Source organism: Ruegeria sp. H9 (genome assembly GCF_056532915.1).
Genome location: NZ_JBQFNX010000001.1, coordinates 993878 through 1007817, shown reverse-complemented (window position 1 = coordinate 1007817; position 13940 = coordinate 993878). Strand labels below are relative to the sequence as shown.

The following is a 13940-nucleotide window of genomic DNA, read 5'->3' as shown; positions in this document are numbered from 1 at the left end:
ACCCTCAGTCAATTATGAACAGAAACTCGGGTGATTGGTGAGCTCCGATGTTCAAAACGTAAAACAGGTGTTTGGCGAAAAGGGAATAGGTCTTACGGCATGCTATCGGCGACAGCATCTGGTCGCCGCTGCGTGGCGCCAAACGACTGTTATTCGGATGAAAGCCCGGTCGACGAAACAGGAACAGCCTTGAGATAGGCAGCAATCGCCAAACGGTCCTCATCCGTCAGCCGTGAGGTGTTCTCGATGACGTCCACCATCTCACCACCCGCACTGTCATAGTCTGGTGTAAAGCCAGATTTTAGGTATTCGGCAATGTCTGCCTCTGACCAATCAAGCTGGTCTGAGGTTAAGCCGGGGATACGACCTTTCCCGTTTGGATTTGGTGCACCCGTCAGCCAAAGGTCTCGTTTCAGGCCCCCTAAACCATTTCGCGGGGTATGGCATTCAGCGCAATGACCCAGCGCCTCGACCAAATACCTGCCATGTTTTTGTTGGTCGGTCAGATCACCTTCGACCACCCAGCCTGATGACATGAACAAGAGCTTCCATCCCCCCAGTCCGCGCCGAACGCTGAAAGGAAAACCTACTTCATGCGCAACACTTTCGGTTGCGGCCGCTGGCAGCGTGCCGAGGAATGCGTGTAGCGAAACCACGTCTTCGGCCGACATGTTGGCGTAAGAGGTATAGGGAAACGCTGGGAAATAGTGCTGCCCTTCGGGTCCGGTTCCATGGATCAAGGCATTGGCCAGATCCAGGGCAGACCAGGATCCGACACCAGTTTCCGGGTCACTGGAAATGTTGGGGGCAATGAACGTGCCGAATTCCGTCTCAAACCGGCGACCACCAGCGAGCACGAGCTTGTCTTCACCGACCGCATCCGGCGCTGAATGACAGGATGCGCATCCTGCCGCGTGGAACACGATTTCACCTCTGGCAAGATCTGGGTTCAAACCGTCGAGTCGTGATTGTTCCATTCGTTGAGGTCGGGTCAGCACCAAACCGGCCAACCCGACCAGCGCAATGACGATTGCGACAAAGAAAAGAAAGCGCCGCACCGTCAGGGCCCAATCAGTTCTTTGGAGCTCTGTATGCTTTGTGACATGCCGAACAGCTTCCGCCCAGATCGCCCATCGCTGCTTTTAGGGCATCAACATCTTGACCTGCCGCAGCCTGCATCGCAACAGCGGCGTCTGCCATGGCCTGCCCTTTCGCACCCACGTCAGGGAAGTTCTCCCAGATCGCAGGCAATGCACGGGTGGTCGGATCGGACACATTGTCAGATCCCTGGGGCCACATCGCGGATTGGTCGATTTGTGTCAGTACAACAAGATTATTCGCGGCCCGAGTTGCGGCCTCGGCATTATAATCGACCTCTCCCTTAGCCATTCCGCCAAGTGTACCAAGATTGAAGGCATAGAGTTGCATGATTGAGGTACGAGCTTTCACAGCCGGGTTTTCACTTTCTTGGGCGATGGCTGTGCCAATGGCGGCCAATGATAAAAGACCTGCCGCGAATACTGAGAACTTCTTCTTCATGATGTGTCTCCCTGTTTAATGCTCCGAATGTTAGCTTGAACAATTTTTCTTGTAATTGTTTGTTATTGGTCGTCACTTGTTAATTTATGAACAACGAAAACTGGGATGATATTCGGTTCGCGCTCGCCGTAAGCAAATACGGCTCACTCAATGCAGCGGCAGCGGCACTGGGCGTCACGCATGCGACCGTGTTGCGAAGGGTGGCCGCATTCGAAGAGCGCAATAGCTGTGTGATTTTCCAGAAAAGCCCTTCGGGATACTCCGCCCTGCCCGAGGCCAGAGCAGTTCTGTCGGCTATGGAAAGCGTCGAAGATGCGGTGCTATCGGTCGAACGTGCGCTTGTAGGAGCAAACCGGTCTCCGGTAGGTCACGTACGTATCGCGTCAACTGACAGCCTTTGCCAGCTTGTTTTGCCCCAAATACTTAAAGAGATATCCCAGTTATACCCTGGCTTGGAGCTGACTTTATTGAGCGGCAACAGCCATCATGATTTATCGAGATTAACTGCGGACATCGCCGTAAGACCCTCCATAAAACTTGAAGAAGGGCTTGTTGGGGAACGCGCAGGTACGCTGTCATTTGGAGTTTTCGACGACGGCGGCACCAATCGAAAATGGTTGCGGCTTGATGGGGCATTGAGTCGTTCTCTTCCAGCAAAATGGCTTGCCGATCATGTCAGTGCGGATGAAATGACCAACGGAGCAGATAGCTTCTTAGTGCTTCAGCAGATGGCTGCATCTGGGGTGGGCAGAGCGTTTCTGCCTTTGTTCATCGGGAACGCGGACCCTCGGCTTCAGCTATCGAGCGAGATGGATCCTGGAATTGATGTTCCACTGTGGGTCGCGACACTTGATGAAATAGCACACACTCCGAGGTTTGCCATTGTACAACGAGCTTTGGTTGATCGCATAGCCAACAAAACACTCTGCCGCTGAGAACAACGGGAAGTCGCGCCCTCGCTCAGGCGGACTGTACGCTTTCAGGCCTTCAAGGGTTTCGTCCGGTGGCAGGAAGCGCGCGATCATTACGGTTACGAACGTCGCAAAAGGCGCGGCTGACCTCTAAGGCAACTCCATTGGATAAAACCGTGTCCTCAGCTTGCGTCTGCGGGCTGCAGCACTATTGCCGAATAGCATTACCTCGTCCCCAAGACAGCTTCGCTGCCTGACCTACAAATCAGCCCTGATTTTCCGAAAGGGAAGTCAGATCAAACCAAACAGTCCGTCGGAGCATGAACTGGGGGCGGTGGGTTAGTTTATGAAGCAAATGTCAAATTCAACTAATTTCTAACATTGGGGGCGTCTTCTGATGACGAACGTCCACCGCTTTTCTGGTCCAACCATGACGGTTAGATCGGGTTCGTTTGACTTTAAACAACAGGAGTGTGGTGAGACACACAGCTTCGCCATTTGATAGATATTAGCTTACTGATTTTATATGTTATTTTTCCTCAGAGGAGCGCAGACATAAACATTCGCAAGTCAAGGCATTTCCGGTTAGTCAGCGCCCTTCTTAGAATTTCTCAGGTATTCGCTGCGCCTCGACTAATGAGCAAACGCGCTTCTCGCTGACATCCACCGTGGTTTGCGCCGACTGGCGATCAGAGCCCGCACTAGGCCTTCGGCATCATCCATAGCGTTGTTCGTTTCGCAAATCGTGATGTCCAGGTCGTCTAAATTCGTTTTGTAGAGCTCCGAACAACGAGTCGTGTGGCGAGCTCTTCGGATTTAGGTGCCTGATCAGAAGCGATCCAATCGGCTAGCGCGTCTGCTGCTCGTTCACCCATCTTAGAAACAGGTAGATGCACGCTTGTCAGAGGCGGAACGGTCACGGACGAAATTGGAAGGTCGTCAACGCCCATCATAGAAATCTGGTCCGGGACCCTGATGTTTTGCGCTTGAAGACCAAGCAAAACCCCAAGCGCAACGACGTCAGATAGGCATAAAATTGCATCTGGCTTGGTGTTTAGACCGCCGAGGTGTTTTGCAACGTTTACTCCGCCCTGATGGCTGATCTCGGTTTCGAAGGTTGAAAGATTTCCAGCGAAGGGAAAGGTTGTAATGCCTGCAAGGCGAGCTCGTGTGCGATCATTGTCGTGAACCGGGCCATGTACGACAGCAATGTCACGATGTCCGAGATCTGCAAGGTGCTGCAATGCAAGTTGCGCCGCGGCTGCGTTATCATACCCGATGGTCGGCAACGGGTTTTCGGGGTCAAAGAAAGACGTAATGATTGTTGGCAGCATAGTGCGCTCGATCAGATCGAGCAGCGCGGCATTGTGTGTGGCTCCGGTGACAATCAGCCCCTCAGCTCCGATATCCAGCAGGCTTTTGGCTTTCTTGGCTTCGATATCCAGATTTGCCTCGGTGGTTGCTACGATCAGTGACAATTGGTGGTCCGACAGCTTGCGCTCTAGCGCCGCAAGAAAGCGGGCAAAGATTGCGTTGTCCAGAGTTGGGACCAATGCGCCGACAAATCTAGTGCGTCCGGAGTTGATCGCGCGCGCGGCCGCACTTGGGACAAATTTGAGGTCAGCGATGGTGGCTTGAACTTTTTCCAGAGTATCTTTCTTAACCACACTCGGTTCGTTCAACACGCGCGACACCGTCGCGACAGACACGCCAGCAGCTTTTGCTACATCTCTGAGATTTGCGCGTTTTTTAGACTCTGGGGCTTTTTGCATCGTAGGATTTGGTGTCCATTTCGCGGATTTCTGAGTAAAGAGTTGACATATGTAACTAGTTTCATCAACCTATGTAACTAGTTACATTTTGGGAATTCAGCAGCGATATGCAGGGGTCATCCGTCTTACATGCGTTTACCAACTCGGGGTTTGACAGCCCTGGCCGCCTGTTTCCTGGGTTTCAAAACGCTTCTGACACCCGCATGCATATCCTTGCCCCACGTGAGGCTGTTCGACTGGTCGTAAAGCCCGGTGATTTGCTTTCGATAGAAGGGGTTGGTCCAGAGCAGGCACTGGATGTTGTGGCGTTCACCAATGATGGAAAGTCGGGACTGGCGGCACTGAGTTTGACTGTAACCGGGCAGGTCAAATGGGACGATTTTGACAGTACACAGCTCCTGACTTGGGTTACGGCGCATGGCGGCAGTCGGCAGGTTCCCTGTCACATGCTGGACCACATACCCGAGCCGCTGATTCTCCGCGCAGACCGCACGGTTACTGTCTGGGTGATCCGTACAACCGCGGTCACAGGGTTGATTGAAGGCAGTACGTCCGGGAACATCACAGTCTTGCACAAACCAGCAATGGTCAAAGGGCCGCCTTTGCCACCTTTGCTGGGTGATACACGGGACGAATTCACCGTGCAACGCGGTAGCGCTCTGGCCTATGAACTGAAGGCTGGAGAATTTGTTCAAATCATCGACATTGAAGGCCAGCAGTGTTCTGACTTCATGGCGCTGCGAACTGATGGGCTGGATCGTGGCCAGGAATGGATGATCGATTCAACTGCCACTCGCTCGATGGTGCGCCGTGCCTATCCCGGCCCCGGCTTGCTGGACAAATTCTTTGATCGTGAGATGCGCCCGCTGTTGAACGTGGTTCAGGATACCTGCGGTCGGCATGACACATTCGGGCTAGCCTGTACCGCTCGCGGGTATGAGGAGCGAGGGTTCCCCGGCCATCTGAACTGTTCGGATAATATGTCAAATGCCTTGGCCCCTTACGGTGTTTCACAGCGGGCTGCGTGGCCTGCAATCAATTTCTTCTGGAATACATGGATCGACCCGACGAACCATCACATTCTAACCGAGGAATCCCACTCGCGTCCCGGTGACTATGTCGCCATGCGCGCGCTTGAGGATCTGGTTTGCGTCTCGACCGCCTGCCCGGACGACATTGATCCCATCAATGGCTGGAACCCGACCGATGTGCATGTACGCATCTACCGCCCCAAAACGCCCATCCGCCGTGCGGTTGCCTATCGTGAAAAGGAAGACGCGCCCATGTCGATCAGTCAGGAGTCGGCCTTTCACGACCGTCTGGCCCCGTTAACCCAGCATTTCGCACCTGCGCGCGACCTATGGGCGCCCGTCAGTTACCCTGCCCACGGCACGTTGGGTGAATACTGGGCCTGTCGCGAGGCGGTGACTGTTCAGGACATGAGCGGGCTTCGCAAATTCGATATTGTCGGCCCGGATGCCGAGGCTCTGATGCAATTGGCCACCACGCGCAATGTGGCGAAGCTATCGGTCTGGCGCGGGTCTTATACATTGATGTGTGACGAGAGCGGCTCGGTGATCGACGATGGCACCCTGTTCCGACTTGCGCCCGAAATCTTCCGTTGGTGTTGCGGCACCGAGGAAAGCGGGCGCGCGTTGCAAGAACTGGCCGATGCGCGTGGCCTGCAAGTGCGGATCCATGCGCTGCGTGGAGCAATGCCCAACCTGGCCATTCAAGGGCCAAAGTCGCGCGAACTGCTACGCAAGATCGCCTTTACGCAACCGCATGTGCCAGGCTTGGATCATCTGAAATGGTTCGGCGTCACCGTCGCGCGGCTACGTGACCGCGAGGGTGCGCCGTTTATGCTGTCACGCTCGGGGTATACCGGTGAGTTGGGGTATGAGGTCTTCTGTTCCAAATCCGACGCCGTTGCGATCTGGGATGCGGTGATGGCGGCTGGGGAAGAGTTTGGGATCACGCCAATGGGCTCGGCCGCCCTGGACATCATCCGGATAGAGGCAGGGCTGGCCGCGGCCAATGCCGAATTTGCGCCGGGTGTCGATGCCTTTGAGGCTGGTCTTGGCTTCGCCGTCGATCTGACAAAAACCGAATTCACTGGAAAAGCCGCACTGGAACGCAACCTGCGCGAGCCACGTCGGGCGCTTAAAGGGCTTTTAATCGGATGCGATGATGTGCCAGCGCACGGTGCACCCGTCTATACAGGTGAACGGCAAGTAGGAGTGGTAACGTCTGCCACCCGATCACCGACGCTGGAACACGCAATCGCAATGGCACGGTTATCCATCGAACACGCGGAAAACGGCACTCAACTTGAGATCGGTCAACTCGACGGGCGGATGAAACGCCTGCGCGCCACCGTCTCGGATATTCCATTCATAGACCCGCAACGTAAGCGGGCGCGCGCCTGAAGGCGCATGCAACTCAACGCAACGGGAGAAAGTACATGAAAAAACTGAAACTTATTGCAACCTTGACCTTTGCTTTCGGCGCAACAACGGCGATGGCACAAGAAAAGGTTATGGTGGGCGAGCCCAGCTGGCCCGGTGCCAAAATAATGAGCCGTGTGATCGGCCAGATCATTGAGACCCGCTTGGGTGGAGAAGCTGGCTATGCCCCCGGAGCAAACGCGGTGATCTTTGCCGCCATGGATGGCGGTCGTGGTGACATCGACGTACACCCGGATGTTTGGCTGCCGAACCAGTCGTCCTTTACGGATGAATATGTCGATCAGAAAGGCACCGTAGGTTTGTCCTCAGGCAGTTACGAAGGCCGCGCTGGGATTTGCGTGCCAAACTACATGGTCGAAGATCACAACATCCGTTCGATCTACGACCTGGCGACACCCGTCGCGCAAGAGCTGTTTGACTCCGATGGCGACGGCATGGGTGAGGTCTGGGTTGGTGCCTCGGGCTGGGCCTCGACCAACACGTTCAAGGTGCGGGTGCGGGATTATGGGATCGAGACATTTCTGACGCCGACCACCGAAGACGAAACCGTGTTCTATTCCCGTCTGAAAGATCAGATCGACCAGAAGAAAGGCGCGGCCTTCTACTGCTACGCGCCACACTACGTACACGCCTTATATGATGTGACCATTCTGGAAGAGCCCGAGCACGACGCGGCCACCTACAAGATGGTTCAGCCCGATCAGGATGCCGATTGGTATAACAAATCCCATGTCAGCACGGGTGAACCGGTCAAAACCGTGACAGTAGCGCATTCGAAATCGCTGGAACAGCGCAACCCGGCAGCGGCCTCTTTCCTTGCCAATATCGACATGGATGCGGGAGAGCTAAGCGGTCTGACTTATGAAGTCGTAGTCAAGGGCCGTGACACGGATGAAGTCGTAGCCGAATGGATCGCCGCCAACGGCGATATCGTCGACGGTTGGCTGGGACTGACGACCAACTAAAGCCCATGCGCCCCTGACTATCGGGGGCGCGAACCAACACAATTCCAATGGGGCCAATATGACAGCGGAAATAGCAATCGACGCAAAAGGCGTGTGGAAAGTTTTCGGTACACGCTCGCAGGAGGCTTTGAACGCTATCCACAGCGAGGGCCTGAGCAAGGCTGAGGTGCTGGAACGCTTCAACTGCGTTGTCGGCGTGGCTGATGCCAGCTTTGAGATCGAACGAGGTGAACTGTTCTGCGTCATGGGCCTGTCGGGTTCGGGTAAATCGACCCTTGTGCGTCATGTGAACCGTCTGCTGGAGCCCACTGACGGCCATATCTATCTGGATGGCGAGGATGTGATGGGCCTGAACGATGAAGGTCTGCGCGATCTGCGTAACCGGCGCGTTGCGATGGTGTTCCAGAACTTTGGCCTGATGCCTCACCGCACAGTCCGCGACAATGTAGCAATGCCGCTGGAAATTCGCGGAACCGGGAAAGCACGCCGCTGGGAAGAAGCGGACCGGGTGCTGGAGCTGGTTGAACTGAACGGTTGGGAAGACAAATACGCACATGAGCTGTCAGGCGGTATGCAACAACGCGTGGGACTGGCCCGTGCGATCGCTGCAGACCCTGAAATCCTTTTGATGGATGAGCCGTTCTCGGCCCTAGACCCGCTAATCCGCAAGCAGTTGCAGGATCAGTTCATGGACCTCAGTCACAAGCTGAACAAAACCACGATGTTTATCACCCACGACCTGGATGAAGCAATCCGCATCGGCCACCGCATCGCGATCATGAAGGACGGGCGCATCGTGCAGATCGGCACGCCGGAAGAGATCATACTCAACCCCGCTGACGACTATGTGGCCGACTTTGTGGCGGGAATTTCGAAACTCAATATGATCTTCGCCCATGCGGTCATGAAACCGGTCGATGAGTTCGAGGCGCATCACGGCGAACTCCCGGAGGATGCCAAAGAAGCTCACCCAGATATGGATCTGTCCGACCTGATGAACCTCTGCGTGGACGGACATGGAGTCGTAGCTGTGACGCAGGATGGCAAGACGGTAGGTGTTATTAACCGTGCGGGTTTGATCCGCGCGATTCAGGACAGTCAGGCGTAAGGGCAACGATATGAAACATGTTGATACGCAACAGATCCAACCGGAAACCGCCGACCGCCTGAATGGGCTAATAGGAGATTTTGTCGGTCAGGGGAACGCCTATTACCAGAAGACCTTCGCCTATATGATGCAGGCCCCAGGCTATCGCTTTACATTAAACACAGCTGCAGCAATCCTCGGGCCGATCTGGTTTGGCGCACGCGGGCTGTGGTCGTGGTTTCTTGGGTTTCTGGTTTTGGAAACGCTGGCCTACATCCAGATCGGTCTGGGTTTGTTTGGTGATCTTGGGCGCGAGTTCCGCGAGCGGGCGATACAGATCGAGCAGACACTGGAGCTGCGCCGACAGCAGATTGCAGCTGCGGAGCAATCCGGGTCGACCACGTTGGAGTCGTTGAAACGCGCGGCGGAATCACTTGAAGGAGCTCTGGCTGGCGCGCAGGAGGCCGCACGCACGGCGGACTCTACCGGTGTCACGTATCTGATCATTGGGATCGCCCTTCTGCTGGCAGTCAAGTTTTTAGCTGCTTCGCTGGCCAACTGGACGCTTGAAGGTCAATTCGCGCGCTGGCGTTCAGACCCAAGTGTAGCCCACGGCTGGTCTATCTCTCGGCTGATTGTGGCGACGGCGTTGACCGCTGTGGTGGTGATCCTGTCTATGATCAAATTTGCACAACCGGACGCGGTGGCTGTGCTCAAGACCTTCCCAACCAACCGGGACTGGCGTCTGAACGTAGGCGATGGTGTGCAAGCGGTGTTCGAGTGGACCAAGACTGCCGGGCGCGGCTTCTTTGATGGGCTGACCTATGGGATGCGCACCCTGCTGGACTGGATCGAGGTTGTGCTGGTCGATACCCCCTGGCCGGTCGTAGCTTTGGTGATCATCATGCTGGCTTACCTGTCGGCTGGTCCCCGTGTGGCGATCTTCACCGGAGCCGCGCTGGCCTATCTAGGCCTGCTGGATTTTTGGGAAAAGGCGATGACTACAATCGCCCTGTTGGGCGCCGCGGCGCTGATTTCGATCACGCTGGGCATTCCATTGGGTATCTATTGCGCCCGTCGCCCACGTGCTTTTGCCATCGTGCGGCCCATTCTAGATTTCATGCAGTCAATGCCCTCCTTCGTCTACCTGATCCCGGTGGTGGCTTTTATTGGATCTGGAAAGCCTGCAGGCGTAGTTGCAACCATGATTTTCGGTAGCCCTCCGGTAATCCGCTTTACGGTACTTGGCCTGCAGCAAGTCCCTGAAACTGTGCGGGAAGCCGCTTTGGCCTTTGGAGCAACGCCTCGTTACCTGCTATGGCGGGTAGACCTGCCCTTGGCGCACAAAACCATCATGGCAGGTGTGAACCAGACTATCCTGATGTCTCTGGCAATGGTTGTTGTCGCCTCGCTGATCGGCGCCAAGGGTTTGGGCGAGGACGTGCTAGAGGCACTGCAATACGCAGCGGCGGGACAAGGAATTCTGGCCGGTTTGGCAATCTTGTTCTGCGCGTTAATCTTGGATCGGATTGTGGCCGGACGAAAATAACAATTGTGGCAAACGCACGATCATCCGACTGAAGTTCTAAGTGTGTTTTCAAAGCCAATTGGTAGAGGGCGCTGCCTGAAGAGCAATCCGATGCTTTGCCCATACCTCTCAAAAAAGGCTGAGAAACATCCGGTGCATTAATCTAAAGAAAAGTCCAATAGTGTCCTCGGATCAGTACCGGGTTACAACGACTGCGACCGCAGCGAACACCAAACCAATCAAAAGAGCCTTTGTATTCATTGAAGAACGATCGGGCAGTTTAACCCGAAGAGATAGAGCTATAATCACCCCCCCCGTTAACCCGGTCGCGATTGAATAGAGCATGCTACTTTTGTCCGCGTTGAGACCGATCAATATGCCGACCGTAAGTGAAGCGACAAAATATGTACGTAACCATCCAGACATATGCCCGGGGTGGGTTTTATAGAGATAAATATTCACTCCAAATAAATGCAGCGAATAGGCCAACGTTCCTATGACGTACAGTTCAGGCGAAGTTGCGGTTGCTTGCATGACTGTAATGGCAAGCAAGCAGTTATAGGTTCCGAGTGCCACTGTATCCAAGCCAAGAGACAACCTGTTGTCGACCCCTATCTCGCGACCGGCTTCCAACAAGTAGTAAGCGAGAAATCCTAGCAGAGAGTAACCATACAGCGAGTGTTCCCATTTCCCGGTTGCAGCTAAACCGGCTGACAATTCACCGATTTTTGGCAGCAAGAAAAGGAAAGCATAGCCAAGTCCGATCCCTGATGAAAAATCAGATAGCCAGCTTGCCGGGGCCGGGAATCTGCGGAAAAAAGACACGCAGAAGACGTGAACAGTACCAATGACTGCAATCGATGTTATCGCGAGGTATGTCGGCGCTTCGAACACGGCTAAGATCCAACGAACATATTACAAGCAGATGAGACACTCGTTGTGATCAAAAGCACAACCCAGAAAGTGAAGAAGGTGCGATAGCGGCTTTCTCAGAATGCCCACCGATTAGTTTTTTGAGTACCGATCGTACTGAACGATCAACGGCAGCTTTTGTCTGCTTAACAGCCAATTATTCAAGTTTGCCAAACACGTGCCTCGAGCCCATCGCGCCCAATGACGCAAGGTTTGCCAATGAAAAAGAAGCACGGAAAGCGAGAATTACATGGTTGAAGGCGTGCCTTGAAACAAACACTTGTACAGGCGCTCGGCCTTGCCGAATTGAACCCGGTGCGTTCACAAGCGCATGGCCTTGTAACCCCCAAGAGAGCCTGGACCATGCGTCTCTTTCGGAAGCCTTGCTGCCAGTGAGTTAAATAAACTCAGATCAAAACGTTATTTGGCCTCAAAAACCATCTCGCCCTCGACGAACGTCTTTAATATCTGCGCCTCACTGACCTCCGAGATCGGAATTTCAAATAGGTTGCGGTCAAGCACGATGAAATCGGCAAGCTTGCCTGTTTCGATTGAGCCAAGCTCTTCTTCCGCAAAATCCAAGTATGCAGAGTTGATTGTGCGGGCATCAATTGCCTGCTTCAGCGTGATCGCTTGGCCCACCGCAGGATCGGGTGGACTCGTGTCAGCCACAGGATCGATACGGGTCACGGCCGCCTCGATCGATGCCAATGGGGTCTGCATGAACAACGGACCATCAGAAGCGATAACGACCCGTCCTCCGGCGTCAGCCACAGAGCGCATTGGGAAAACCCTCTGCGCGCGTTCCGGGCCAACCACGCGGTTGACGACATCGTTGTGGGGGTTCGAAAACCATAGTACTGGCGAAAATTCCGGTGTCAGATCGAGTTCTGCCAGTCTTGGCATGTCATCTTCCGATATGAAAAACGAATGGGCAAGCTGGTAGCGGCCTTTCAGCTCGCCCAGTTGGTTTCGTGCGATTTCCATTGCGTCCAGAACAAGCCGAGCACCGCGATCACCCACAGTGTGGAAAACCATGCCTTTCATACCTTGTTCTTCAAACCGGATAATGTCGGCCACAAGTTCCTCTTCGGTGAAAAAGATTAGCCCATAGTCGCCCTGACCAGAAGCAAGAGGATCATACTTTGAAACCGCGTCAGATTGGGACTGCTCCGCTTTCGAGGCGTTCGTCAGGAAAGGTTCCAGCATCGCACCGGTTTCAGTCGGGATGCCATCGATATTGACCTTAATAAAGGTTGGGTCCAGCCGTGGCGCGATCAAGTCTTGAAACGTGTCGATTGCAGCACGTTGGTCTTCCACGGATTGATATGCCCGCGTCGGAGAATCGTAGGTCCACGCCACACTAACCCTGATCGGAAGCCCCTCGGTCGTTGCAAGCCGATGTAGCGCCTGCACATTTATCAATTCGCTATGCATGTTTCTGGCAGATGTCACACCCATTGAGGCAAGCAAGTGTAGCACGTCCCTTGCGCCATCAACGTGGGTTTCGATATCCAGCCCGCGTAGAAATGGCATCGCGTAAAGACCCATCGCGGCCTCTTTCATGTAGCCTGTTGCTTCTCCTGTTTCTGGATCCCGCACAATGATCCCGTTCCGTGGGTCCGGCGTATCGACATCAATACCGCTATCGATCATCGCCGGTGTATTCAGCACTGCCTCGTGCCCGGTTGCAGTGATAATATAGGCCGGAATATCAGAGACTGCCTCATCAAGCCAAGTAGTATTCGGTTCTCCATCAAACAGCTCGTTGGCCAATCCAGATCCAAAAAGGTATTCGAGATCTGGGCGCGCAGCTACAAATTCGCGAATCAACTCCGCTGCCGCTTCCGGGTCGGCATCGCCCGGGAGTAGGATCACCTCGTCAGACAATGCCGCAGCAACGTACCAATTGCGGAAATGAACATGGATGTCATAAAGGCCCGGCAATACCATCGCACCCGCAAGGTCGATCGTTTCAGTCTCGCTCCCAGCCAGCGCAACGACTTCTTCTGCTGAACCGACAGCAATGAAACGTCCATCCTCGATCGCAAACGCCTGGGCCCATTCTTGTTCAGGGTCGACCGTATAGACCTGCGCATTGGTGTATATGGTGTCGGCGGTTTGAGCGTGTACTGCCGTCGTCGCAAGGGCGATTAATGCAACGGGCGCTAACTGGAAGCGAAATGAGAAGGCCATGGGGCTATCCAATCATTGTGCAAACATTGATCCTCGCCAACGCAGGGATTGGCTGAACGGGACCCTCAAGCAAGCTTTCGAGCAATGCGCGCGCGCCCATCTGATGCACAGCGTTGAATATCTTGATACTATTAGCAACTTAAATTACCGCGATTCAGTTTTGAGATTTACCCTTGCTTTGTCCGCAAGCGGGGCCTTCAGCTCCGGGTCGTCGAAGATCAGCTTTCCTTAGCCTGACCGCTTTTTTTCGCTTTCTTCTTTGATCTGAGAGCGGACATTAAAACAGTTAATCGCTAATAGCGGCAAAGTCTGCAAAGCTAGAATTGCAAGGCGCAAGTTTGAAGGCCTGGTTTGGGCTGCGGCGAGTTGCTGATCTTAAATCATCCCAAGATCCATCTCAGGCCTTCATCTTAAAGTTAGATGGCTGCTGCAATGGAGGGCGGCCGAGCATTTGCCAATCCTAACGGTGCTGAGTCGCAATTTCTCTAAAGCTTCCGTTCTCGATGTTGAGCACAACAATCTAGGAGATGGCTTATGGAGTTATTGTTAGACCAACTTCTTC

Annotated in this window: 10 protein-coding genes; 5 read left to right on the top strand and 5 right to left on the bottom strand. The window is 54.3% G+C overall.

All coding sequences use genetic code 11. The features are described 5' to 3' along the window. Positions 1 to 149: 149 nt before the first annotated feature. Both ACR0CZ_RS04685 and ACR0CZ_RS04680 read right to left on the bottom strand, forming a co-directional pair. Complete coding sequence (locus tag ACR0CZ_RS04685; protein WP_480503664.1) at positions 150 to 1058, bottom strand: cytochrome c; 909 nt, start codon at positions 1056 to 1058, stop codon at positions 150 to 152. Between the two features lie 13 nt (positions 1059 to 1071). Continuing rightward, positions 1072 to 1539 (bottom strand): cytochrome c, encoded by a 468-nt coding sequence (locus tag ACR0CZ_RS04680; RefSeq protein WP_170392763.1) that lies wholly within the window; start codon positions 1537 to 1539, stop codon positions 1072 to 1074. Positions 1540 to 1625: 86 nt separating this feature from the next. Here ACR0CZ_RS04680 and ACR0CZ_RS04675 point away from each other — a divergent pair, with 86 nt between their 5' ends. Continuing rightward, entirely contained in the window at positions 1626 to 2474 is an 849-nt protein-coding gene (locus ACR0CZ_RS04675) for a LysR family transcriptional regulator (protein WP_170392764.1), read from the top strand. Positions 2475 to 3211: 737 nt separating this feature from the next. Here ACR0CZ_RS04675 and ACR0CZ_RS04670 read toward each other — a convergent pair. Further along, complete coding sequence (locus tag ACR0CZ_RS04670) at positions 3212 to 4222, bottom strand: LacI family DNA-binding transcriptional regulator (RefSeq protein WP_170392765.1); 1011 nt, start codon at positions 4220 to 4222, stop codon at positions 3212 to 3214. 203 nt (positions 4223 to 4425) lie between these two features. Here ACR0CZ_RS04670 and ACR0CZ_RS04665 point away from each other — a divergent pair, with 203 nt between their 5' ends. From ACR0CZ_RS04665 to ACR0CZ_RS04650, 4 genes are read left to right on the top strand one after another with little or no spacing between them, the layout of a single operon-like run. Beyond that, entirely contained in the window at positions 4426 to 6651 is a 2226-nt protein-coding gene (locus ACR0CZ_RS04665; RefSeq protein ID WP_480503667.1) for a DUF1989 domain-containing protein, read from the top strand. 35 nt (positions 6652 to 6686) lie between these two features. Beyond that, complete coding sequence (locus ACR0CZ_RS04660) at positions 6687 to 7655, top strand: ABC transporter substrate-binding protein (protein ID WP_170392767.1); 969 nt, start codon at positions 6687 to 6689, stop codon at positions 7653 to 7655. A 58-nt stretch (positions 7656 to 7713) separates the two neighbouring features. Then, positions 7714 to 8763 carry a quaternary amine ABC transporter ATP-binding protein gene (locus ACR0CZ_RS04655; RefSeq protein ID WP_170392768.1) on the top strand — a complete coding sequence of 350 codons (1050 nt, stop codon included), beginning with the start codon at positions 7714 to 7716 and terminating at the stop codon, positions 8761 to 8763. A gap of 10 nt (positions 8764 to 8773) precedes the next feature. Then, complete coding sequence (locus tag ACR0CZ_RS04650) at positions 8774 to 10291, top strand: ABC transporter permease (protein ID WP_170392769.1); 1518 nt, start codon at positions 8774 to 8776, stop codon at positions 10289 to 10291. Between the two features lie 171 nt (positions 10292 to 10462). Here the strand turns inward: ACR0CZ_RS04650 and ACR0CZ_RS04645 are convergent, their stop codons facing one another. Continuing rightward, a complete protein-coding gene (locus tag ACR0CZ_RS04645) occupies positions 10463 to 11164 on the bottom strand; it encodes a hypothetical protein (protein ID WP_480544982.1) in 702 nt (233 codons plus the stop codon). A 438-nt stretch (positions 11165 to 11602) separates the two neighbouring features. Continuing rightward, positions 11603 to 13378, bottom strand: a complete 1776-nt coding sequence (locus ACR0CZ_RS04640; RefSeq protein ID WP_170392771.1) for an amidohydrolase — start codon at positions 13376 to 13378, stop codon at positions 11603 to 11605. Positions 13379 to 13940 lie beyond the last annotated feature (562 nt).